Source organism: Paenibacillus sp. FJAT-27812, from assembly GCF_001273905.1.
Lineage (GTDB): Bacteria > Bacillota > Bacilli > Paenibacillales > Paenibacillaceae > Pristimantibacillus.
The window spans coordinates 2,531,490-2,553,744 of record NZ_LIGH01000001.1 but is presented as its reverse complement, the minus strand read 5'-3'; the positions used below and the strand labels follow the sequence as shown (position 1 = coordinate 2,553,744).

Sequence of the window (22,255 nt, the reverse complement as noted above, 5' to 3'; positions counted from 1 at the left end):
TTTTTAATTTATGAAGGATTTGATAAAGCAAACATTAGCTCGCCTTCGGCAACGATTTGATCGCCTACTCTTGCTGTTCCTTGCCCTTTGCCGATAGAACCCTTCAGCCTGGTTATTTGCACTTCAAGCGTCAGCGTGTCTCCAGGCTTTACTTGCCCCCGGAAACGGAAACCGTCAATGCCCGCAAAAAAGCCCAGCTTGCCGCGATTCGCTTCAATCATAAGCATCGCAACTGTTCCGACCTGCGCAAGCGCTTCTACTATAAGTACGCCAGGCATAACCGGATAGCCGGGAAAGTGACCTGCAAAGTAAGGCTCGTTCATCGTAACATTTTTCAAACCGACTGCTCTTACGCCTGGCTCAACCTCCAAAATACGATCGATTAGCAGAAACGGCGGGCGGTGCGGAATGATTTCTTGAATTTGATTAATGTCCAACATGTTAGAAAAAAGCCCCTTTCAAAGGTTGAGTAGTATAAAAACGGTGTAATTGTACGACACTATGCATATCCCTCATAAAACTGCAGTTTATGGAGGTTAAGATAAGGGGCTTGGCTGCTTGGACCAGAAGTGTCCTTCGCCAAGCCTCTTTGTTCATATGTAGAAGCCTAGGTAGATCATGAATGCCCGGTCGGCGTTCCCGGGGCAGCTTTATTGAGCGCCTTAAACATAACGACATACATAATAGAAGTAATGAACGAAAAGGCAATAACCGCCCATAAATACGAATGGGCATTTGGCGCTTCAAAGAAGATGAGCATAATCGCCACATAGAACAACACGGTTGTCAGCTTTCCCATCCAATTCGCCGGCACTGTCTTCTTTCCTCGAAAATGAGAAAACAATCCTCCAGCTATCATACCCAGATCGCGCAAAAACATCGCTGCTGCCGCCGCCCACGAAATATGGCCGGAAATGAGCAACGATACAATAACGGTTATGAGCATCAGCTTGTCAGCGAGCGGATCGAGCATAATGCCTACCATCGTAACCTGGCCGCTTCTGCGCGCGATATAACCATCCAGCACATCGGTAATGCCTGCAGCAACCATAATCAAGAAAGCGGGTATCATATGCCCATTTACGAATACCGCAATGTACACGGGAATCAATACAAAACGCAATGATGTTAATAGATTCGGCAGATTCAAACTCGCACGCTCCTCTACCTATTACTGACGTCCACCATGGTTCCCAACTATTATACAACTACCTCCCCTAAAAATAAAACTGTCGCTGGTCCGAGAAAGCCGAGTTTTTATGCATCAGTCGCCCCATCCTGCCTCTTTCGCAAAAGTTTTATTACCATATTATACCTTTGTTCTTCATTTTCGCCATCTCTTTACCGTTATTAATAGAAGACCATTTACTTTAACCAAGAAAGGACAGGGATGTAGTGAATTTTAGTTTACGCTTTGGCAAATCGTTAAAAGAAACTCGTAGGTGGCTGGCAGCAGCGCTGGCATTCGCAATCGTCATGACTTCGCTTACCGGAATAGTAAACGCGGCAGAGGAAACCGTAACCGGCATCGAATTTTCTTATGATCCAGATGATTACAACAACAGCACATCTTCGCTCAAAGTATTCGTTGAGGATGACAAGGTGAATTTATCCGTGTTTGCCCTTATTTCAGGCGCAACTAGCAAAAATGTAACTGCGGATGTAACATGGAAATCGTCCAATACAGCTCTCGTCAAAGTGGATAAAGGCGTATTAACAGCTGTCGGTAAAGGCACGGCGACAATTAGCGCTACTTATAAAGGCTTCACATCTTCCATCAAAGCGACATCCGATTATGTGTATGACTCCGTTGTTCTGAAGTATCTAAACGGAACGGTCGCACCGACAACGCAAGATATTGAAATCGGGCAACCTTTGGCCTTCATTCTTGACGGTACAAAAGCAAATACTAAAGATGAGAATGTTACAAGTGAAGCCGTTTGGACGACTTCAAACTCTGCTATTGCAACCGTAGATGAAGGTACGGTTACGCTGCTAGGCGTCGGTTCCGTTACGATTTCAGCCAAGCTGAAAGGCAAATCCGATTCCATTACACTTAATGTATCCTCACCTTACAAATCGATTGCAATTGGAGCAGGAGATTCCGGCAATTTAGTCCAGTTCGATATGGGCTCAGAAGACAAGACATTAACAGCATCCGTCGTTGTGAAGACAGGCGAAACACTTAACGTCACGGATGCAGCCAAATGGGTGAGCGCCAATGAAAAGGTCGTAACCGTTAAAAAAGGTGTTGTCACTGCGGTAGGCATCGGCAAAACAACGATTACAGTATCCCATAAGGGCGTATCCGCTTCTATCGATGTTGTCGTTCGCGCGGCTTTCCAATCGATTAGATTAACGCCCGAGAAGGAATATCACCTGCTTTTGCAGAGTGATGGGATTCAAGTAAAAGCTGAAGTGCAAAATAACTCAGGCACTACAGATGATGTAACCCAGGCTGCGGATTGGACGTCCTCGAACGTCGTAGTCGCTACCGTCAAGGAAGGCAAGGTTACGCCTAAGGCTGTTGGTTCAACTAAAATTACTGCAAGCCACAAAGGCGTTAGCCGCAGCATCGACATTACAGTCTACCCTACAGTAAGCGAGCTAAGCGTAGAGACCGAAACCATCGATGGCTTTAATGAGATGAGCGGCGACCTTCCTAAAGTTATGGCAACAACGTTTGACGGCTCTAAGGTCGATGTTTCAAAAATCGTAACCTGGACGTCCAAAGACGAGAAGATCGCGAACATCAAAGACGGGCAATGGTCAGCCAAAGCGCTCGGCGAAACGACACTGACGGCTACCGTGCAAGGGTATAAAGCCGAAGTAAAATTAATCGTTCATGTGAAGCCGTTGAAGCTGATCGCAAGCGTGAAGGATCTTAGCATTATTTTAGGAAAAGAAACGCCATACCCTTCTGTAACCGTCGTGAATGAAGATGGGGATGAAGAAGACATCTCAAGCAGAGTCAAATGGAAAACAACGTCTGAGGATATCGTTTTGAAGGATACGGTAATGAAGGGCCTAGAGGTGTCCAGCGTCACTCTAACAGCCACTTACTTGACCAAGAGCGTAACCGTCCGCGTAAAGGTTGAAGAGGAGATCGTGAAGCTCGTCGTTGAGCCTACCGCTCTCGATCTTTATCCCGGCAGATCCAAATCAATTAAAGTTACAGGCTACTACAAGAGCGGCAAGCAAGTTTCCCTTGGTTCAAAAATGAACTGGGAGTCCGGAAATCCGGACATCGCTAGTGTAAGCAGTACTTCCGTAAAAGCTATAGCTATCGGCACTACAAAAATCACGGGCTCCTACCAAGGCAAAACGGTTGTTGTTCCCATCATTGTGTCGCCGAAGCTAAAATCGCTTGTTCTTTCAAGCAAATCGGTACAGCTAAGCCCTGGCGGGACTTATTCCGCTAAGCTGCAAGCTAATTTCACAACCGGCAACCCGACTAACGCGACAGATGCTGCAGTATGGACTTCATCCAAAGCTAGCGTAGCGACCGTAGTAGGCGGCAAAATCGTTGCAGTCGGCAAAGGCTCCGCATCCATTAAAGCAACCTATGCTGGCAAGAGCGTAACCATTCGGGTAACGGTAAAATAGTTCTCGAATAAGCAAAAAAAAGCAGATCAAAGGCGAGAGCCCTGATCTGCTTTTTTTCATTTTTGCCCAAACAAAAAAAGGCCGCCCGCCACGCCGCAAATACCGCTGGATAGACAACCTTTTTATCGTATGATTATTAAGAATCAGCAAATACCAGGTCATAGAGATGCTGCCAGGTGGCCCAGCTGAACACTTCTTCGTTAGGCTGCTTGCCCACCACTACGTAACCAACATATAGGCCTGCAACAAGCATAATAACCATAATGAGCGGTACGATGCTTTTGCGTAAAAACCACAGCAGCACCCTTACTCCTTTGGGCCGTTGCTTCTTCTCAGAGCTCCCGTCAGCCTTCGCGCGACTTTTGCGCTTCTTCCTCCCGGAGCCGCTCTCTTCAGCTTGACTCCCGACCCCGCTTGCTTCGCGGTCGATTCGTTCATCGGCCATACTCATCAACATCATCCTATCCTTATGCGCGCAGCCCGTTTGTCAGGCTCATCATCGTATCGCTTGACGATAACGCTCTAGCCGCCAGTTGATAAGCGCGCTGCACATTAATAAGCTCGGTCATCTCGTCCGTTAGCTCAACATTCGATTGCTCCAAATAGCCTTGGCGCAACGTGATGAGATTTTCCGAATTGGGTACGATCTGCTGCACCACATCTCCAGCATTGATGCCGTTAGCAATAACAAATAAGTTGTCATTAACCGCAGTCAGCGCTGCCGGACGCGAAGCTTGCAGCAGCTTAATGCTGCCAAGCTCGATGGTGCGGTCAGACGAGACCCCAAGCACGGTTCCATCTGGATTAACTCGCAGGCTGAAACCTTGAGGCACAACAATATTGCCCTCTACGACGTTACCCGTCAGAGGGTCTTTAACATTCGCAACGACCGGATATCCGTCTTCCGTTGCCAAAATCGTATCACCGTTTGCACCGACCGTCAACTGAAAGGCGCCATTGCGCGTGTATCCGCGGTTGCCGGCGTCGTCCACCTCGACTTCAAACAATGCGTTTCCTTCAATCGCAAGATCGGTTTCTTTATTCGTTCCCTGCATGGGACCTTGCGATAGATTCGGCTGAACCATCGTCATTCGCGAGCCCCAACCTTGCGTAAAGTCCATAGGCGTAAGACGGCCAGGCTGATTAAACGCTTCGGGCTGGTTTCTTAAGTTCGTTAGAAGATCCTCAAAGGTAGCTTCTTTCCGCTTGTAGCCAACGGTATTCACATTAGCGATATTATCTGCAAGCAAATCTAGCTTCTGCTGAAGCCCATTCATCGATACCATTGCGTTAATCATTGAACTGTTCATGCTTCGTGCACCTCCGCTGCTTCAGCCTGCTGTTATACGCGACCTACTTCATTAACTGCTTTGCTCAAGCTCTGATCATAAAATTGAATAACCTTTTGGTTCGCTTCATATGCCCGGAGCGCTGACATAAGGTCTACAGCCGCTTGCGCAGTATCGACGTTCGAACGCTCTACGTAACCTTGCCTTACCTCGACACGCTCACCTGGAGCAACCGCAACTGCCGCACCGTCCGCTGTGGCGAATCTAAAGCTTCCGTTCCCTTCGCGTACGAGCAGATTCGGATTATCGACCCGGCTAATTAGCAGTTGAACGCCAATATCCTGTCCATTTACATCAAGAAAACGTTGATCGTTTGTCAATTTTAGACTCTCTAGACCTACGCCAACAGGCATCTGAATAGGCCGGCCATCTGCACCGAGCACGTTCGAGCCATCACTTGCCATAAGGAAGCCCTGCTCCGTTAGCGTAAATTTCCCGCCCCGCGTATATCTTATATCGCCATTTTGATCCTGAACGGTAAAAAAGGCTTGCGGCTGGAAAGTGACCGTGCCGTCTGGCGCGACATTTTTGCCGGATGCGTCAAAGGACAGCCCGTTTAATTCGATGTTCGAAATCAGCGCAAAATCAGACGAATTGTTCGTCTGCATGAGATCGCCCTGCAAATGAATGGATAAGCTCTCTTCCGCAAATACGCCGGTTGTCAGCTTCCCGATCTTGTCGACGCTCTCAGGGCCCGCTCCAGTCAATGACAGCATCATTTCCGGAAAAGAACGGGTCACCGCATTCGTCTGCTTATAACCAGGCGTGTTTATGTTGGAAATATTATTCGTTACCGTATCATGTCTTCGCTGCTGAGAAATCATGCCCGACGCTGCGGTATATAATCCTCTTAACATAGTTGTTACCCCCTTGGCCGCTTGCCTTCCAACTTCCTATATATGTTATCGGTTGAAAGCAAGGCTGCCTGAATAGCTTGTCCTGCGACCAATGACTCATTTACGCCTCGGCTGCGCCCCCCTAAGGCTCCCTACCCGCGCAAATTCATACATGGCCGCTCCTGCCCTTACTTCTTCCCGAGCTTGTCCAAGTTATCTAGAAGGATGCCAGTCCCTTTGACCACGCAGTGCATCGGATCTTCCGCAATGAGCACCGGAACTTTAAGCTCCTCTGCCAGCAATGCATCAAGCCCGCCAAGCAAAGCGCCTCCGCCCGTCAAAATAACGCCGCGGTCAATAATGTCGGCAGACAGCTCTGGCGGCGTGCGCTCAAGCACAGCCTTAGCCGCAGATACGATCGACATTACCGGGTCCCAAAGCGCCTCGCGGACTTCGCCGGAACGAATCGTCAACGTAAGCGGAAGCCCAGATACCATGTCACGGCCGCGAATGTCGATCTCCTCTTGGCGTCCGCCCTCAAGTACCGTACCGATCTTAATTTTAATATCCTCACTCGTTCTCTCACCGATCAGAAGCTTGTATTTATTCTTGATAAACTTCATGATCGCATCATCGAACTTGTCCCCTGCGACTTTAATAGAAGAGGCGGTCACAACGTCGCCCATAGAAAGAACGGCCACATCCGTTGTGCCCCCGCCAATGTCTACGACCATATTGCCGCTAGGCTGGAAGATATCCATTCCAGCCCCTATAGCGGCAGCTTTCGGCTCATCCTCGAGAAATACTTCCTTTGCGCCGCTGCGCTCGGCAGCCTCGCGAATGGCCTTCTGCTCAACTGAAGTAATATTCGTTGGCGCGCAAATAAGAATTCGGGGACGGCTAAACCATTTCCGTCCCTCGACACGATCAATAAATGCTTTAAGCATAATTTCCGTAATCTCAAAATCGGCAATAACACCATCACGCAATGGACGAATCGCTATAATGTTGCCTGGCGTCCGGCCTACCATTCTATGTGCTTCCTCACCAACAGCCAGCACTTTCTTCGAGTCGCTTTCAATCGCAACGACTGAAGGCTCATCGAGAACAACGCCTCTTCCTTTTACATGAATGGAAACATTGGCTGTTCCAAGATCGATCCCAATATCCTTGCTCAACATAAGGCTTAAGTCCCCCAACGAATAATAATTACAAAACGTACATTTGGTTCCCTTGACACAGAAACCGCTAACGTTTATTATTCGCCAAAAAAGACAAATTTCCTCTATAATTCGAGAAAAAACTTCACAGCTTGCCAGCAGCGAGTACTTCACGTTTCTTCGTGCTCGTTTTCTTGTATTTAATCTTGGTCGCTTCTCCCCCCCTCAGATGCCTGATTGATTTGTGGTATTCGAGAATGTGCTTAACCTGATCGGCCAAATCGGGGTTTATTTCAGGAAGCCGCTCAGTCAAGTCCTTGTGCACCGTGCTTTTGGATACACCGAACTCCTTGGCAATCGTACGCACCGTGTGCTTCGTTTCCACGATGCAGCGGCCTATTTTAATGGTTCGCTCCTTAATGTAATCGTGCACGTTCCCGCCTCCCTACTCGAGATAGTTTGGTACATTATATGAGTAGGTCACGTATATATTCGTTATGGTCAAGCCTAACAAGCCCGAATGTGAATAAATTTTCATAAAAACGTAAAACAGGCAGGGAATCGCTCCCTGCCTGTACGTCTAAAGACCTATTTTTTTGAGGAGAAGTTAATCTCCAGCCGCCATTACTCTTTAATCAATGAGCTTGGGTTAATCGGCTTGCCATTGTTGCGTGTTTCATAATGAAGGTGAATGCCAAGGTCGCGTTCAAGATCGTTCCGGCCAGCTTTTGCAATGACAGTGCCTTGTGTAACATCATCGCCTTCAGCAACCTGAATGTCCGTTAAGCTTTGGTACACGGTCACAAGGCCGCCTTCATGTGTAATTTCAACTACGTTGCCGTTTGTTGGTTCAGTCTTTACATAAGTGACTTTACCGGAAAGTGCGGCAAGTACGTCAAAGGTTTGGCCGCTTGGGTCAACAAAGTCGATACCCATATGCGGTGAGAACGTGTCTCCCACTTGAACCAGTGCAGCTTCGCGCTCCGCGTCGCTTGATTTTTCATCATAAAACGGAAGTTCTTCCTTCAAAGCCGCTTTGTTAGCGATTGGCCATTGCATCAATTCGTCACCAAGTACCACTTCAGGATTTTCTTCACCCTTGCCAGGCGCTTTCGTTTCCCCTTGTGTAGCTTCAGTAGGGTCCGTTTTTCCTGTTGTCGTTTTCGCTTGATCGGCCCCCTGATAGATCCACATTAAGGTTACGATAATTGCTGCCGCGGCCATGAAGATTGCTGGAGATACCCATCGCTTTGCAAAAAGGTTCTTCCATCCACTGCTAGATTTGGCGGCAGACGTTCCTCCCAGAACAGTTTTGGGAGTTTCTTCTGGTTTTTGCTTCGGTTTACTTTGATTTTGATCATTCATTTTCTATCACCTCACTAGCCATTGTTGCCAGATCTGCTAGGTTTATACGTGAGGCAATACGAAAAATTGAAAGATTTAAATTACGAGTGGCGAGAGAGCTGTTTCGAAAGCTTTGAAGCTTGCTCCACTTGAACGCTAGAGTAATAATGTTCCAAAATATCCTCGGCGCTTGCTCCCGTCTTAGCCATGCCGTTTGCGCCCCACTGGCTCATTCCGACGCCATGCCCGTAGCCATAGGTTGTAATCGTAATGGCACTTCCTTTGATGCTCCACGTGAATTGAGAGGATGCGAGACCTAGCGCCTCTCTCACTTCACGTCCTGTAAAAGCGGTTTCTCCTATGATGATCTTGCTTATGCGATTGCCTTCCGTCTTCTCTACCACGCGAATCGAAGGTTTGGCAGAGCCCTTCTTCCTCACGCCAAGCTTGCTATAAAAATCGTTTAAAGACAGCTTCACCGTTTCTTTGTATCGAGGAGAGATCGCTTCATCCCATGGGCTTGCCACACTCCGCAAATAAGGAATCTCTTGGTTCCAGTAGTCCTCTGAATTTTCGGTATAACCGTTGCTGGTGGAGAAAAAAGAAGCCTCTATCGGCTCGCCTTTATACGTTATGATTTTTCCTTTTGTCTGAGCGATCACTTCATTCAGCTTGCCCATGTTTTTCTTCTGCTCGTTCTTTGGCCATTTCCGAGCGAGCTCCGCCAAAGGAATATATACTTGATGCTCGATGGTATCGGTCACATCGGCTCCCTCTACAGGCACTCCGCTGTCGTTTCCTTGAACGATTCGCCGCACCATATAGGTGCGTGCAGCAATCGCTTGCGCCTTCAACGCTTCAAGTTCAAAATCGATTGGCATTTCCGCTGCGACCACACCGCGGACGTAGGTTTCCAGCGGAACCTTCTCTATCCTTTTGTCCTTCGTCACATAGACGCGGACGGTGACATGATCAAGTGCGCTTGACGTCTCCGTCTGCGATGTTTCGCTAGAGGATGGCTTAGCCGTTTGCCGAGGTTGATCCACGCCCTTGGACGGCTTCGCATCTGCTGATCCATCCGCAATGCCCGCTGAGGGATCCGCTTGAAATCCGTCCTTTACGCCGCTGGCATCTGTTAAAGTTCGAGCCGCTTGTACATTTCTCAGCTCATTCAGCGATAGCCTTACTAGCAGCATGGATGCACCCAGCATGGCACCGATTGCAAATAGCGCCATCCATCTGCTCGTCCGCAAACGACCGATTATCGAAACTATTGAAATCTTCCCTATCCTTCGACTCATGAGCTCTCCTTCCACCTTTGACGGTAAGAGAAAGCAGGAATCAGCTTGCGCCAGGCTGTTCTCTCTTAAACCGTTCCTGATGGTTCATTCTATGAGTCTGAATGATAGGGTAGAACTCCAAATGGCTAATCGTGGCGAAGTGCGTCAACCGGCCGCAGGCTTGCCGCTTTATTCGCCGGCAAATAGCCGAACACCACGCCAACGAATGCAGAAAAAGCAAAAGCCAACAATACCGTATCGCCAGGAACCTCTGTTTCTGTCTGCATCACCAATCCGATAACGATAGAGGCAGCGTATCCGAGCCCAATCCCTAGCGCGCCTCCCAGTCCGCTTATACAGACAGCCTCTACTAGGAATTGAAATAATATGTCCCGCTTCTTAGCTCCAAGCGATTTCCGAATGCCGATCTCCCTCGTCCTTTCCGTTACCGACACGAGCATGATGTTCATGATGCCGATTCCGCCTACGATAAGCGAAATGATCGCTACATAAATAAGCTGTCTGTTCATCGTTTCATTAACAGAATTCAACGTCTTCATCGCTTCCTCTTGGTTGAAGACGCGGTACGCATTCTCGTTCCCTCTGAATTTCTCATAAAGAACGGCTTCAATAGCCGTGACGGTTTCCTTCATGAGGTCCGTATCCGTCACTTTTAAGTTAATTGTAGAAACGCCGCTTGTTTTAAATATTTTTTGAGCGGTTGTCACCGGAATTAATATTTTCTCGTCGTTCGATCCCGTAAGCGAGCTGCCTTGCGACTCAAGCAGTCCTACTATTGTGAAAATATAGCCGTTAATCGTTATTTTTTTGCCGACTGCCGCAGAGGGGTCCTCACCCTCATCCTCAAACAGATCCTTCGCGGTATCTACGCCAATGAGCGCGACCTTCGTATTGTTATTAAGATCAGGAGAGGAGATATACCTGCCATCCTGAACCGGAAAATCCTTAACGTCTTCGTACGCAGCCGTAATCCCTTCCACCGTGACGGATACTTGCGTTTTCCCGTATTTCGCATAACCTGTCGTGCTGATTACCGGAGCCACTCCCGCCACGTTGACAACGTCCCCAAGCTCATTGGCTTCGTCAACGGAAAGCGTCGTAACCGTCCCGCGTCCAAATATCGTTACGGAGAGGGAGTTGGGACTTCCTAGCGAGGAAACCTGCTTGGCCACCTCATTGGAAGACGCCTTCCCCATGGCGACCAGCGCAATGACAGTAGCAACGCCTATCAGGATGCCGAGCATCGACAGTATCGTTCTAAGCTTGTTGGACAATACGCTCTTTATTGCCATCTTGAGTCCTTGCGAGAGTTTCATGGCTGACCCTCCTTTCCTGCTCCGTCAACACCCCATCCCGTATAATGACCGTACGTCTTGCCCGGCTTGCTATTTCCATATCATGCGTAATCAGCACGATCGTCTGGCCTGCCCGGTTCAGCTCCTCCATCATATCGAGCACTTCCAAACCCGTCTTCGAATCGAGCGCTCCTGTCGGCTCATCTGCAAGCAGCATCGGCGGGTTAGTAGCGAGGGCGCGCGCAATCCCGACACGCTGCTGCTGCCCGCCTGACAGCTCATTTTGGCGGTGGTTCATCTTTTGTCCAAGCCCCACCCGCTCTAGCGCTTCCATGGCCCGCATCCTCCGCTCCTTGCCTGGCAGGCCGCGATAGATAAGAGGGAGCTCGCAGTTCTCCAGCGCCGTAAGCTTGGGAAGCAAGTGATAGCCTTGAAAAATAAATCCGATTTTCTTATTGCGCATTTCGGTCAACTTGTTGTCGTTTTGTCCCGTTACTTCAAGCCCTTCCAGCTTATAGCTGCCTTCGCTTGGCAGGTCAAGGCAGCCAATAATGTTCATTAGCGTCGATTTGCCTGATCCGGATGGACCTACGATCGCCAAAAAGTCTCCATGGTTAACCGTTAGCGAAACCTCATGCAAAACCGTCGTTTTTTCGCGCGCCATCATATAGGATTTTGTAATATTGGTCATCTCAATCAGCGGGATGTTTGGATTTATGCTCATCGCGCACCACCGGTGCTGCGCATGCCGCCTCCGCCCATTCCTCCGCCGCCTCCGGGGAACATCATAMCCCCGCCTGCAGGGAAGCCGTCACGCTGAATCGTCGTCTCTTGGGAGCTCGTTCCCATGCCCGGCGTTCCTTGAGCGATTGGAATAAGCACGCTGTCTCCCTCTTTCAACCCGGATACGATTTCCACAAAATTCTCATTGCTTAGCCCCGTCGTCACCTCAACCAATTGTCCTCCCAGCGCATTAGGCATCCGTCCGCCGGCACGTCCTCCTGCTGCAAAGCCGCCTCCAGCGGATGCTCCGCCTTGGACGCCAGCTGCCGCACTTTGCGCACCCTGACCGGCTGCAGCTTGGTTCCGACCGCCTTGGGTGCCTTGGGTGCCTTGGGCTGCCGCTGCATCTCCGGCTGCTCCGCGGTTTGGCCGCTCGCCGCTTGCCGCACCTTGACCGGCCGCGCTTCCTTGCTGATTGCCGCCCGTCATTGCAGCCCGATCGGGTGCTTGTCCCTGTTGTTGGCCTTCCGCTGAAGCGGAAGCGTCTCCGCCCTCTTCAGACGGAATACGAACGAATGAACGTTTACCCATTTCGACAACCGCATTTACCGGCACTAGCACGATGTTTTCTTTGGAAGCGATCGTAATGGCTGCTTCGCCAGACATGCCTACTCTTACGCCTTCAATGTCCTTAAGAAGGATGCTTACATCAAAGGCAGAGGAACCGTTATTCGAGGTGCCCTCCAGCGCGATGTCGGAAACCGTTGCATCAATCGTTTTATCCGTAATCGAGCTTAATGTAATATCTACAGCTTGGCCTACCTTTACGTTAGAAATATCGAGTTCGTCAACAGAAGTTACAAACTCTAGCAGCGTATAGTCCACTATCGTAGCTATTGTCGTATTGGAGTTTACCTCATCGCCGACCTCAATATCCATCTCGGTAATTTCTCCGTCAATCGAAGCGACCACCGCTTTTTCCACTTTTTCCTGCTCTGCATAAATATCCTGCAATTGGTCGTTGTAATCCGCTATCTCGTCATTCGCGCTTTCTATATTTTTTTGCAGAGATTTTTTTGTAACTTCTTCATTTTCCGTTCCTGTCGCTTCCTTATAGCTTTCTTGATAATCTGCAATGGATTCCTGCAGCTTTTTAATGCTTTTTTCAATCGTTTTCACTTTGTCTTCATTATCATTCGTATCCTCAAAGGTAACAAGAACTTGACCTGCCTTGATCTTATCTCCTTTTTTGACGTTCACAGTCGCAATCGTGCCGCTTTTGCCCGCAGTCACCGTTTCTCTGGAATTAGCCGCTACCGTTCCGGTTCCGCTAATCTGCTTTACGATAGATCCTTTAGCAGCAGCAACGGTCAGCGACGTAGGCGTTACCCCTGCCGCTTCCTTGTCTTTAACGAAAAAGAAATAATAGGCACCTGCTCCGGCTGCAGCCAGAATAATAACAATGCTGAGCCCTATCGTCCATTTCTTCATTTGCTTTAATCCACCCTCCATCGGTCTTAGTGAGATAGACTATAGCATTCAAAAATGAACGGAAGATGAACAAGCTTTCGCTCCCTAAACCCCTACGTACGCTTATGCCCACTACGCCTCACCAAGCTCTCTGTCAAACAAAAAAAGAGTATTGCTCCTTCTCCGCCCTGCTCGGCGAGAACAAACAATACTCTTATAGAAACCTTCTTTATAGTGGCGGAAGCTCACTCAATACCGGTAGTGATGAGATTGCTCCTGCTCTGGTCGTCGTTAGCGCTGCTGCGGTATTGGCGAACGAGAGAATTCGCTCCGCCTTTTCCGCTCCAATCGTCTCTACGACTCCTTTATTTAATAGAAGCTGATATAACATCGCTCCAATAAAAGCATCTCCAGCACCAGTCGTATCCATGACGGATACTTTTTGGCCGGGCACGGAAACGTCGTAGGAGCGCATATACCATGCTGCTCCATCGGAGCCGCGCGTATAGACGACAGCTTGCACGTCACCGACAAACAGCGAGGAGATCGCCTCCTGCTCGTCTTCGATTCCTGTAATAAAGGCAAGCTCGTCCGAGCTTATTTTGACAAGGTGGCTCAAAGGTACAAATTGAAGGATCGTTTGCCTGCACTGCTCATGATCCTCCCATAGCGGGAGCCTTACGTTTGGATCAAAGCTGATCAGGCCGCCTGCCGCCTTCATCGCCGCTATCGCTTTAAGATGGGCATATTTCACCGGTGCCTCAATTAGATCAACGGAGCAATAGTGCAAAATATCCCCTTTCGCGAACCAATCCTCACCGATCTCGTCCTCCGTAAGAAGCATGTCCGCACTCGGATTGCGATAGAAGGAAAAATCTCTGTCGCCGTCTGCCTTCAAGCTTACAAATGCAAGAGCTGTATTCGCCTCTTTCGTCCGAAGCACATGCCCCGTATCGACGCCCACCGCCTCCAACGTTTCCACGAGAAAATCCCCAAAAGCATCCTGACCCAGCTTTCCGATAAATGCGCTGCTGCCGCCTAGCTTCGCTACCGCACAGGCAACATTCGCAGGAGCCCCTCCGGCTTCCTTCCTGAAGTTAACGACATTCTTCAGCTCGACTCCCCGTGAATCTGGAATAAAGTCAATGAGCGCTTCCCCAATTGTATATAGCTTAGACAGTTTAATTCCCTCCTACTTTATATCCCATTTTTTAAAGGATACCATAGAACATGATCCTTCGGCATACGCTTGAATGCCCAGCGAACCCGCACCCGGGTAGATTCGGCCCGTCATGACCTTTTCACCGCCTTGAATGAACACTTCGACAGACGATTTATCTACAAATACGCGCAGCGTGAGCAGGCCGTCCTTTAACGCGACCTTCGTTCTGCGCTCGCCGCCCAAACCGATTCCCGAGCGATCACGATTGAATCGAAACCGGCCTTCTGCTTGTCTGTAAGAAAGAACAGTCTCCTCCTCGCCGCCCACTCGCAGCTTTAGACCAAACTCTTCAGCCTGCTCGGCCTGAAATACAACCTCAAGCTCGTAGCAGTCCCCGCTCACTTCCATATCCTTAACACCGCTCAGGCTCAAATTCCCAGCTTCAAAAGCGTTATGACGATAAGCGCTCGTTTCTTCCAGCGGTTTAAACAACAATGATTCCCCGTCCAAAACAACCTCGCGCGGCATCGTCATTGCCCCAGCCCAATAATGACCAAGCTGCGTTGGAATCTCCGTCTCCCATGTCTCCATCCAAGCCATGACGATGCGTCTTCCTTTGTCGTCAATCGTTGTCTGCGGGGCATAAAAATCAAAGCCGCAGTCAATCGGCTCATACCGATCATAGCGGAAGCTTCCGCCCTCGATATCCAGCCGACCGATCATATAAGTAGTGGAGTGCAGATTTTGATAGTCATCCCCTTGTGCCGGCATGCGCTGCGGCGACATCATCAACACATCACGCCCGCCCAGCTCAAATAGATCCGGACATTCCCAATTGTCTCCGAGCTTGCCGTCGCTGCGCGCAATTTCCCCAACCAAGCTCCAATTAGCCAGATCATGCGAGCGATACAATAAAATAAGCCCGTGTCCCTGCCCATCGTTTGAGCCTAACACCACATAATAAACACCGTCGCGCTCGAACACTTTCGGATCCCGGAAGTCCTTCCGGCTTAGACCTGCCGGTATTTGTTCCGGACCGATAACCGGATTGCTCGTCAGCTTCTCGAACCGGATTCCGTCCTCGGAGACGGCGATGTTCTGGTTTTGGCGGTAATCATTATCCTTATCCGGGCCTGTTACTAGATGACCGGTATACATCAAATACAGCTTGCCGTCACGCTCAAAAGCGCTGCCAGAGAAACAGCCGTCGCGGTCGTAAGCTTGATCCGGCGCAAGAGCTACAGGCAGTTGCTTCCACTTCATTAGATCATGACTTACCGCGTGCCCCCAGTGCATAGGGCCCCATACGGGCTGGTACGGATAGTACTGGTAAAACATATGGTATTCGCCGTTATAGTAGATAAAGCCGTTCGGATCATTCATCCAGCCGAATTCGCTCATTAAATGAAAGGTTAGCCGGTATTCTTCGTTCAGCAAATATTTACGGTCAGCAATAAATTTATCGGCATTTTCTCTCGTGTACAAAATAAAGCATCCAACCCTTACTTGTTATTTGATTGAGCCCTGCATAACCCCTTGAATAATATATTTCTGCGCGAATAAGTAAACTACCAGCACAGGCAATATGGTCAGCATAAGACCCGCCATAAGCGGCCCATAATCAACCGTGTACGTCCCGAAGAAATAGAAGGTCGACAGCGGCAGCGTTCGCTCGTTCGGCGAAATCAATACGAGGGATGGCAATAAGAAATCATTCCAAATCCATAATACATTTAAGATTGCAATCGTAACCGTGGTTGGGGCCAGCACTGGAAAAACAATTCGGAAAAACGTCTGCGTTCTCGTACAGCCATCGATAAGCGCCGCTTCTTCCAGCTCCGCGGGTATGCTTTTTACAAACCCGTGATAAATGAAAACAGCCAGCGGACTGCCAAAGCCGATATACATATAAATGAGGGCCCATTTGCTATTCAAAAAGCCGATGGAGCCGTATATTTTGACGAGAGGGATCATAATGGCCTGAAACGGAATAATCATAGCCGCGACCATTAAGAAAAAGGTGTATTGATTCAGCTTCGATTGATTTCTTACAAAATAATGAGCCGTCATGGCAGCTAAAAAGGAAATAAGGGCGACGCTAAGCACCGTTATAACAACCGAGTTCGTAAAGGCAGAGACGTATTCCATTTTGCCAAAAGCATTCGTGTAATTCGCAAAGCTAAATCGATCCGGCAAGGAAAGCGGGCTTGATGTAATCGCCTTGTTCTCCTTAAAGGAGTTGACGAGCAGCATCAAGAAAGGAAATACAAACAGCAGCAAGCCAATGAAGAGGGCGATGAACTTTGTCCATGCCAGCGTTCCGTTTTTGTTTGCCATCACGCCTCAACCTCCAGCTTCTTGCTAAAATAAACCTGAGCAATCGTTATCGTCGCTACAAGCAGGAACAGGACGAACGCCTCAGCTTGGCCTACTCCGTAATCTCTCGATAGGAATGCCTTCTCGTACACGTGCATAGATACCATCTCCGTGCTTTTGAACGGCCCGCCCTTCGTTAACGAGAGGTTCAGGTCATACACCATAAAGCATCTTTGCAGCGATAGAAAGATACAGACGATAAATGAAGGAACCATAAGCGGCAAAATCATTTTGCGCATTTTGGTCCATAAGCTTGCACCATCGATGCTGGCTGCCTCCAAAATATCCTTTGGCACATTCATGAGCCCGGCTACATAAATAACCATCATATAACCTGCGTATTGCCATACCGTAACGATGATCATCGACCAGAATGCTTTATTCGGGTCGGCCAGCCATGAAGCGCTGAACAATGGAATGCTCAATTCTTTGCCTAAGTACACGATCACATTGGAAAAAATAAATTGCCATACGAAGCCGAGCACGATCCCGCCTACTAGGTTGGGAATAAAGAAGCCTGCCCGGAAAAGGCTTTGCCCCTTTAAGCCGCTCGATAATACAAAGGCTAGCAGGAAAGCGACCACATTAATAAGGCCGACAGAAATGAAAACATATTTTAACGTCAGCATAAATGATTTCCAAAAAACAGCGTCTTTAAATACCGAAACGTAATTAGCAAACCCTACTAGGCTGCTTGTCGTCGAAATGCCATCCCAATTCGTAAAGGTCAAATAGATGCCATACAGGAAAGGAATAATCATTACAGCAAGAAAAGCAAACAATGTAGGTCCGGTAAACAGCAGCCGCAGTCGCAAGCGATTCCACAGCCCTTTTTCCGTTATCATCATGATCCCTCGCATTCATGCATGGTTTGTAAAAAATAATCGTGCTTAAGAGTAAACGGCTTACCCCGTCACCTATGCGGGGTAAGCCAGCAGCTAGCTTTTAATAGGTTACTTAACCGTCTTCCAATATTCTTCGACTTCTTTGGTTAGAACAGCACGGTCAGCCGCACCCGCCAAATACTTTTGCATCGATGCGCCAAGCTTCGCCCAGTGATCGGCAGGCAACGTGCTCATTGAATCCTCTGTTTTGCCTTTTGCGATATGTTCAGAGATCGACTTCGCAAGGGGATCCTTAGCTTCGAGCGTAATATTCTTGAATGCAGGGATAATGTTCGCTTTGTTTACAAGGAAGTCTTGTCCCTTCTCGCTGTACACCATCCACTCCAAAAACGTTTTGGCAGCCGCTTGCTGCTCGGCCGTATTTTTTTCCTTGTCCAGCACCAAACGTTTCGAAACGGCGGAAGAAATTTGCGTATTGCCAAAGTCATCCGCATTGTTGCTTATCGGTACAGGCAGGAACCCGTATTGTCCGCTTGCCGTATCGAAGCTGCTGATTTGCGGCCAAGCCCAGTTTCCTTGGAACCAGATGCCTACTTCCCCTTTGCCAAGCACTTCTGGACCTCTCTCATACGTACCGGACAATGGAGAAGCTTTGTCGATATTGTATTTGGCCATGACGTCAAACGTATCGATCAAGCCATTAAATACAGCATTGCTGGCAAGGTCGACTTTTCCTGCTTTCAGATCATCTACGAACTTCGCAACCGCTTCCGTATCAGCGGATTGGCCTGCGTAAGCAAGCGGCAAGTAGTGTGCGCCAAGCGACCAATCCATTGGAGAGATGATAAGCGGCGCTTTGCCTGATGCTTCGATTTTTTTGAACAGCTCTTCAAGCGCGCTCGTTGTGTTAATCGTTGCCGGATCAAATGTGCCGCCTACCGCTTGATCAACAACCGCTTTGTTATAAATGAAGCCATAACCTTCAATGGCCAGTGGGAATGCGTAGTTCTTGCCATCGAACGTCGTTAGCGACGTGCTGCGGTCAACGGCATCCGCCATCCATTTCTCACCGCTAAGATCAAGAATGCGATCCTTGAACTTCTCAACGTCACCCGTATCGAGCATCGTAATAGTAGCCGGATTGCCTGAAGCGTAAAGCGCTGAAGCCTTCTCGAAAGGAGATTGCCCAGCCGGAACCGGGATAATTTCAAGTGTGATGTTCGGGTTGTCTTCTTTAAAAGCTTTTGCCGCTTCTTCCAGTTGGGCTTGTATTTCTCCTTTAGAATTAAGCAGCGTTATCTTTACTGCAGAGCCTTCGTTTTTTGATCCGGATTTGCCGGAATTGCCGGAGTTGCCAGAGTTGCCAGAGCCGCCACATGCAGTAACTGTCATTACGACGATAAGTGAAATTGCCAGCGCCTGTATCCATTTCCATGATTTCATTTTAATGCCCCCGATTCTTCATATTCATAAACGGATTACCGATCGTGTAAACCGCTTTCATAACGTATTATATATTCGGCACTTTTGTATGTCAATCGTTTGACATGTCAAACGATTGACATTATTTTTAGACAGCAAAAAAACCCTTGCAGGACAAGGGTTTTCCGTCATTTCCTTACTTATGTAGTTGCTCGCTCAATCAGCGATATGGGCAAAATATTTTCCGCCTCGAAGGGCTCATCGTTCATTTGCTTCACGATCAAGTCTACCGCCGTTCTGCCGATTTCGGCAATCGGCTGCTTGATAGTCGTGATCTCCGGGGTCATCCATCTTGCCGCATTAATATCATCATATCCAATGATCTTCACGTCCTCAGGAATACGCTTGCCGGCGGCTGCACATTCCTTAACCGCAAACGCTGCGATAATGTCACTTGTAGCGAACACGCCGTCTAGATCAGGATGCTCCTGAAACAGCCGATGGATGATCTGCTCATACTGCAATTGATCAAAAACGTTCATGTCCGTCTGAATGATCACATGCTCGATTCCTTTCGCCTTCATAATGGCTTGAAAAGCAATCGTCCGCTGGTTGGCGAGCAGCTGCAGCTCCAGATTGCCGCATATATGCGCAATCTTTTTGCAGCCTTTGTTAACCAGCAGTTCAGCAGCTAGACTCCCGCCAGAAAAATTATCGGATGAGATGTAAGGAATATCGCTGCTGATTTGGCGATCGATGGTTACGATCGGAGAACTCAGGTTTTTGTACTCCTCTACCTGAAGGGTATGGCTCCCCATAATGATGCCGTCAACGCGGTTCCGCTTGAGCATCTCAATGTAATCCTTCTCCTTCACCTTATCCAGCTGGGAGTTGCATAGCAGCATTTTGAAGCCCAGCTCATACGCGTAGTTCTCCACATGATTTGCAAGCTCGCTAAAGAATGGATGGGCGACGCTTGGGATGATCAGCCCGATGACGTTGGATTGTTTTCGCAGGAGAGACCGCGCGATCTCGTTAGGCTGGTAATTGAGCTCATCCATGATCTTGAATACCTTGGTTCTTGTTGCTTCGCTAATATAACCGCGATTATTTAAAACGCGAGACACCGTCGTTACGGATACGTTCGCTAATTTCGCCACATCATGTATCGTTGCCATGGCCGCCCCTTTGCATCTTGCAGTAGTCCCATTCATTATAGCTAAATCGCAGATATATTCCTACGGCAGCAAAAAAGAAGCTGTTTCAGATAAGTCCATGACGGCTTATTTGAAACAGCTTCTTTTTGATAAAAAGGGAAACGTTAAGCCCAAGTCGGCTGTATTTTGAGAACGGCAACTTCTTTCTCACGCTTGTAGGAAGCGGCCGATTCGCTCTCAGACGATGCCGTAATCGCAACTACGGAAGCGATATCCCGAGCTGGCAGCCCGTGGCTGCTTGAAGCTTGCTTGCTTGTCGTAGCCATAGCTGCGGCAACCTCTTGCTCGACACGGTGAATATCAGCGCCAAGCGCTGCGAGCTTGCCCGTAATATTGACGTAACCGCGATCCACATGATGCAGACCCGTTACTTCCGTCTCGCCGTCTGCGCGCAAAGCCGCGCATATAAGCGCCGCTCCTGCCCTCAAATCGGTTGCGCATACTTTTGCCCCTGTAAGAGGCAAGCCGCCGCTAACGATAGCTGTACGTCCATCCACCTTAATTTGAGCGTTCATCTTCTGGAACTCCTCGACGTGCATGAAGCGGTTCTCGAACACCGTTTCCGTCACGACGCTCGTTCCTTCGGATACAAGCAGCAGTGCCATCATTTGGGATTGCATATCCGTAGGGAAACCCGGATGCGGCAATGTTTTGACGTCAACCGATTTCAGCACAGTGCTGGATTGTACGCGAATACCGTTGTCGCTCTCCGTAATATCTACGCCCATTTCCTGAAGCTTGGAAATAACCGGCGTCAAATGGTCCGCAATAGCGCCTTCGACGAATACGTCTCCGCCTGTGATGGCTGCAGCGATCATATACGTGCCTGCTTCCACGCGGTCAGGAATGACATTATGCGCTGCGCCAAACATTTTGTCCACGCCTTCGATACGGATTACGCCCGTACCTGCGCCGCGAACCTTACCGCCCATCGCATTGATATAATTTGCTAAATCAACGATTTCAGGCTCTTTGGCTGCATTTTCAAGAATGGTTGTGCCCTCAGCCAAAGCGGCTGCCATCATAATATTTTCAGTTGCGCCTACGCTAGCCACGTCGAGGTAAATTTTCGCACCTTTAAGACGTGTCTTTGTGCTTGCTTCAATGAAGCCCTGCCCAAGCGTAATTTCTGCGCCCATCGCTTCAAAGCCCTTCAAATGCTGGTCAATCGGACGAGTTCCGATCGCGCAGCCGCCTGGCAGCGAAATTCTTACCTTGCCAATACGGCCCAAAAGAGGCCCCATGACAAGAAAAGATGCCCGCATTTTGCGAATAAGCTCATACGGAGCTTCGTAGGACGTAATCTCTTGCGCTGTAATGCGCATCGTTTCATTGTTATAAGTTAATTGTGCGCCCAAAGAGGCAAGCACTTTCTGAATCGTCATAACGTCGTCGAGGAGGGGTACGTCACAGATGACGCTGTCTCCTTCTGTCGCCAATAATGAGGCCGCTAAAATGGGGAGTACTGCATTTTTTGCTCCGCTAACACGGACCGTACCATTTAAACGCTGGCCTCCGCGGACGATAATTTTGGTCATCTTTTGGTTCCCTCCGCGAACTGCAATTTCTATTTCCTATTCGTGAATATTCTGGAATAGCTCTCTTTACCCAAACTTCATCTTATCACTCAATTACACGAATCGACAAGCGTTAAATTATTACTACTTTGTGCACACGCTTCCGGTGGCAATTTATGACTTTTTTCACCATAAACGACTCTGTTTTTCGGTAAAAAGTACGTTCCTCATCCACATTCAGGTCCTAATTAATACCTATTCGTGGCTCGTTTGCTTTTTGAGTCCGTCATGTATTACCCATTGTTGACATGTTTCGCTTTTGTTATTCGACAAAGCTTTTGAGAAGCACCGTGTAACCCCAATATTCCAAAATAAATTTGGCGAGCAAATGTCCCATAATGATGGCGACGATGACCTGAAACAGACGTGCTTTGGGGCTGCGCGGAAAACGAAAAAAGGTTTCCCACTTTACCTCTTGAATGACAAACCAAACAAAAATAATGCTGAGAATGACAATGACAATGGAAAACAAACCGGTCATGCCCGTGTAGGTTTGCATGTCATTGTAGAGCTCGTTGTCGACGTTCATGTTGCCTCCCTGGCTTCGCAGCTTAGTTACCATTCAAACGAGT

General features: G+C 48.6%; 21 protein-coding genes. 1 reads left to right on the top strand and 20 read right to left on the bottom strand.

All coding sequences use genetic code 11. From position 1 onward, the window contains the following. Positions 1 to 8: 8 nt before the first annotated feature. Together fabZ and ADU23_RS11030 are read right to left on the bottom strand one after the other, a co-directional pair. Positions 9 to 440 carry a 3-hydroxyacyl-ACP dehydratase FabZ gene (fabZ, locus tag ADU23_RS11035; RefSeq protein WP_053373796.1) on the bottom strand — a complete coding sequence of 144 codons (432 nt, stop codon included), beginning with the start codon at positions 438 to 440 and terminating at the stop codon, positions 9 to 11. Between the two features lie 176 nt (positions 441 to 616). Next, positions 617 to 1,150: a CDP-alcohol phosphatidyltransferase family protein gene (locus ADU23_RS11030; protein WP_053373795.1), complete on the bottom strand. Its 534-nt coding sequence runs from the start codon at positions 1,148 to 1,150 to the stop codon at positions 617 to 619. 245 nt (positions 1,151 to 1,395) lie between these two features. Here ADU23_RS11030 and ADU23_RS11025 point away from each other — a divergent pair, with 245 nt between their 5' ends. Continuing rightward, positions 1,396 to 3,606: an Ig-like domain-containing protein gene (locus ADU23_RS11025; protein ID WP_053373794.1), complete on the top strand. Its 2,211-nt coding sequence runs from the start codon at positions 1,396 to 1,398 to the stop codon at positions 3,604 to 3,606. 136 nt (positions 3,607 to 3,742) lie between these two features. Here the strand turns inward: ADU23_RS11025 and ADU23_RS11020 are convergent, their stop codons facing one another. The 18 genes from ADU23_RS11020 to ADU23_RS10935 form a co-directional block, all read right to left on the bottom strand. Further along, complete coding sequence (locus ADU23_RS11020; protein WP_231637354.1) at positions 3,743 to 4,057, bottom strand: DNA-directed RNA polymerase subunit beta; 315 nt, start codon at positions 4,055 to 4,057, stop codon at positions 3,743 to 3,745. Positions 4,058 to 4,073: 16 nt separating this feature from the next. Continuing rightward, positions 4,074 to 4,916 (bottom strand): flagellar hook-basal body protein, encoded by an 843-nt coding sequence (locus ADU23_RS11015; RefSeq protein ID WP_053373792.1) that lies wholly within the window; start codon positions 4,914 to 4,916, stop codon positions 4,074 to 4,076. A 32-nt stretch (positions 4,917 to 4,948) separates the two neighbouring features. Next, the gene (locus ADU23_RS11010; protein WP_053373791.1) at positions 4,949 to 5,812 is read right to left on the bottom strand and encodes a flagellar hook-basal body protein; all 864 of its coding nucleotides are present in this window, start codon (positions 5,810 to 5,812) and stop codon (positions 4,949 to 4,951) included. A 167-nt stretch (positions 5,813 to 5,979) separates the two neighbouring features. After that, entirely contained in the window at positions 5,980 to 6,972 is a 993-nt protein-coding gene (gene mreB / locus ADU23_RS11005; protein ID WP_053373790.1) for a rod shape-determining protein MreB, read from the bottom strand. Between the two features lie 124 nt (positions 6,973 to 7,096). Further along, on the bottom strand, positions 7,097 to 7,384 hold the full coding sequence (gene spoIIID / locus ADU23_RS11000; RefSeq protein WP_053373789.1) for a sporulation transcriptional regulator SpoIIID: 288 nt from the start codon (positions 7,382 to 7,384) through the stop codon (positions 7,097 to 7,099). 191 nt (positions 7,385 to 7,575) lie between these two features. After that, on the bottom strand, positions 7,576 to 8,316 hold the full coding sequence (locus ADU23_RS10995) for a M23 family metallopeptidase (protein WP_053373788.1): 741 nt from the start codon (positions 8,314 to 8,316) through the stop codon (positions 7,576 to 7,578). 80 nt (positions 8,317 to 8,396) lie between these two features. Continuing rightward, positions 8,397 to 9,596 carry a stage II sporulation protein D gene (spoIID, locus tag ADU23_RS10990; protein ID WP_053373787.1) on the bottom strand — a complete coding sequence of 400 codons (1,200 nt, stop codon included), beginning with the start codon at positions 9,594 to 9,596 and terminating at the stop codon, positions 8,397 to 8,399. A 125-nt stretch (positions 9,597 to 9,721) separates the two neighbouring features. Beyond that, complete coding sequence (locus ADU23_RS10985; protein ID WP_053373786.1) at positions 9,722 to 10,912, bottom strand: ABC transporter permease; 1,191 nt, start codon at positions 10,910 to 10,912, stop codon at positions 9,722 to 9,724. After that, a complete protein-coding gene (locus ADU23_RS10980) occupies positions 10,854 to 11,615 on the bottom strand; it encodes an ABC transporter ATP-binding protein (protein WP_053373785.1) in 762 nt (253 codons plus the stop codon). Before ADU23_RS10980 ends, ADU23_RS10985 begins: the two co-directional genes overlap by 59 nt. Next, positions 11,612 to 13,105: an efflux RND transporter periplasmic adaptor subunit gene (locus ADU23_RS10975; RefSeq protein ID WP_053373784.1), complete on the bottom strand. Its 1,494-nt coding sequence runs from the start codon at positions 13,103 to 13,105 to the stop codon at positions 11,612 to 11,614. Before ADU23_RS10975 ends, ADU23_RS10980 begins: the two co-directional genes overlap by 4 nt. 208 nt (positions 13,106 to 13,313) lie before the next feature. Further along, complete coding sequence (locus tag ADU23_RS10970) at positions 13,314 to 14,264, bottom strand: carbohydrate kinase family protein (RefSeq protein ID WP_053373783.1); 951 nt, start codon at positions 14,262 to 14,264, stop codon at positions 13,314 to 13,316. 12 nt (positions 14,265 to 14,276) lie between these two features. Beyond that, positions 14,277 to 15,731 carry a glycoside hydrolase family 32 protein gene (locus ADU23_RS10965; RefSeq protein ID WP_082311063.1) on the bottom strand — a complete coding sequence of 485 codons (1,455 nt, stop codon included), beginning with the start codon at positions 15,729 to 15,731 and terminating at the stop codon, positions 14,277 to 14,279. Between the two features lie 24 nt (positions 15,732 to 15,755). Continuing rightward, positions 15,756 to 16,583, bottom strand: coding sequence for a carbohydrate ABC transporter permease (locus ADU23_RS10960; protein ID WP_053373782.1), 828 nt, complete (start codon positions 16,581 to 16,583; stop codon positions 15,756 to 15,758). After that, on the bottom strand, positions 16,583 to 17,467 hold the full coding sequence (locus ADU23_RS10955) for a carbohydrate ABC transporter permease (RefSeq protein ID WP_053373781.1): 885 nt from the start codon (positions 17,465 to 17,467) through the stop codon (positions 16,583 to 16,585). The genes ADU23_RS10960 and ADU23_RS10955 overlap by 1 nt, the downstream gene beginning before the upstream one ends. 108 nt (positions 17,468 to 17,575) lie before the next feature. Continuing rightward, positions 17,576 to 18,910 carry an ABC transporter substrate-binding protein gene (locus ADU23_RS10950; protein WP_053373780.1) on the bottom strand — a complete coding sequence of 445 codons (1,335 nt, stop codon included), beginning with the start codon at positions 18,908 to 18,910 and terminating at the stop codon, positions 17,576 to 17,578. 179 nt (positions 18,911 to 19,089) lie between these two features. After that, entirely contained in the window at positions 19,090 to 20,067 is a 978-nt protein-coding gene (locus ADU23_RS10945) for a LacI family DNA-binding transcriptional regulator (protein WP_053373779.1), read from the bottom strand. Between the two features lie 143 nt (positions 20,068 to 20,210). Beyond that, positions 20,211 to 21,644, bottom strand: coding sequence for a UDP-N-acetylglucosamine 1-carboxyvinyltransferase (murA, locus tag ADU23_RS10940; RefSeq protein ID WP_053373778.1), 1,434 nt, complete (start codon positions 21,642 to 21,644; stop codon positions 20,211 to 20,213). A 301-nt stretch (positions 21,645 to 21,945) separates the two neighbouring features. Then, positions 21,946 to 22,212, bottom strand: a complete 267-nt coding sequence (locus ADU23_RS10935; RefSeq protein ID WP_053373777.1) for a DUF1146 domain-containing protein — start codon at positions 22,210 to 22,212, stop codon at positions 21,946 to 21,948. Positions 22,213 to 22,255 lie beyond the last annotated feature (43 nt).

Excerpts from the sequence above, each read along its gene's own strand:
- fabZ (WP_053373796.1), bottom strand. The coding sequence starts at position 440 with ATGTTGGACATTAATCAAATTCAAGAAATCATTCCGCACCGCCCGCCG.
- ADU23_RS11020 (WP_231637354.1), bottom strand. The coding sequence starts at position 4,057 with ATGAGTATGGCCGATGAACGAATCGACCGCGAAGCAAGCGGGGTCGGG.
- ADU23_RS11015 (WP_053373792.1), bottom strand. The coding sequence starts at position 4,916 with ATGAACAGTTCAATGATTAACGCAATGGTATCGATGAATGGGCTTCAG.
- ADU23_RS11010 (WP_053373791.1), bottom strand. The coding sequence starts at position 5,812 with ATGTTAAGAGGATTATATACCGCAGCGTCGGGCATGATTTCTCAGCAG.
- mreB (WP_053373790.1), bottom strand. The coding sequence starts at position 6,972 with ATGTTGAGCAAGGATATTGGGATCGATCTTGGAACAGCCAATGTTTCC.
- ADU23_RS10995 (WP_053373788.1), bottom strand. The coding sequence starts at position 8,316 with ATGAATGATCAAAATCAAAGTAAACCGAAGCAAAAACCAGAAGAAACT.
- spoIID (WP_053373787.1), bottom strand. The coding sequence starts at position 9,596 with ATGAGTCGAAGGATAGGGAAGATTTCAATAGTTTCGATAATCGGTCGT.
- ADU23_RS10985 (WP_053373786.1), bottom strand. The coding sequence starts at position 10,912 with ATGAAACTCTCGCAAGGACTCAAGATGGCAATAAAGAGCGTATTGTCC.
- ADU23_RS10980 (WP_053373785.1), bottom strand. The coding sequence starts at position 11,615 with ATGAGCATAAATCCAAACATCCCGCTGATTGAGATGACCAATATTACA.
- ADU23_RS10960 (WP_053373782.1), bottom strand. The coding sequence starts at position 16,583 with ATGGCAAACAAAAACGGAACGCTGGCATGGACAAAGTTCATCGCCCTC.
- ADU23_RS10955 (WP_053373781.1), bottom strand. The coding sequence starts at position 17,467 with ATGATAACGGAAAAAGGGCTGTGGAATCGCTTGCGACTGCGGCTGCTG.
- ADU23_RS10950 (WP_053373780.1), bottom strand. The coding sequence starts at position 18,910 with ATGAAATCATGGAAATGGATACAGGCGCTGGCAATTTCACTTATCGTC.
- ADU23_RS10945 (WP_053373779.1), bottom strand. The coding sequence starts at position 20,067 with ATGGCAACGATACATGATGTGGCGAAATTAGCGAACGTATCCGTAACG.
- murA (WP_053373778.1), bottom strand. The coding sequence starts at position 21,644 with ATGACCAAAATTATCGTCCGCGGAGGCCAGCGTTTAAATGGTACGGTC.
- ADU23_RS10935 (WP_053373777.1), bottom strand. The coding sequence starts at position 22,212 with ATGAACGTCGACAACGAGCTCTACAATGACATGCAAACCTACACGGGC.